Source organism: Acinetobacter sp. NIOH-H-8 (assembly GCF_046635365.1).
In the GTDB taxonomy this organism is placed as follows: Bacteria; Pseudomonadota; Gammaproteobacteria; order Pseudomonadales; family Moraxellaceae; genus Acinetobacter.
Window position 1 is genome coordinate 1 of the sequence record NZ_JBHDVN010000337.1, and the last position, 393, is coordinate 393.

General features: G+C 53.7%; 1 pseudogene. It reads right to left on the minus strand.

Annotation, left to right across the window (positions count from 1 at the left end):
• Positions 1-27: 27 nt before the first annotated feature.
• Positions 28-393 (minus strand): annotated as a pseudogene (locus tag ACEWB7_RS18535) (tripartite tricarboxylate transporter substrate binding protein); the annotation flags it as partial.

Consider the following 393-nt stretch of genomic DNA (forward strand, 5'->3'; position numbering starts at 1 on the left):
TACGATCGCTCATCATTGCCTCCGCGATTATTTCGCGAGTCCGAAGGCTTTCGCCTGTTCACGGTAATCAGTAACCTGTTTTTTCACGTAGTCATCGAGCTGCTGGCCGGTCATGTCGAACTCAAACAGGCCGCGCAGATCGCGCTGCTTTTTAAACTCGTCGGTTTGCTGGAGCTTCTTGAAGGTATCCACCCACCACTGGTAATCGGCATCGCTGACTTTGGGCCCGACATAGAAGCCGCGAATAATCGGCCACACTAGGTCGTAGCCCTGTTCTTTAGCGGTAGGGACATTGGCAAGCTGGCCCAGCAGACGATTTTCTGAAAAGACGGCAAGGACGCGGATTTTGTCGCCGCCCAGATAAGGCACCATTTCACTGAGATCGCCGGAGAC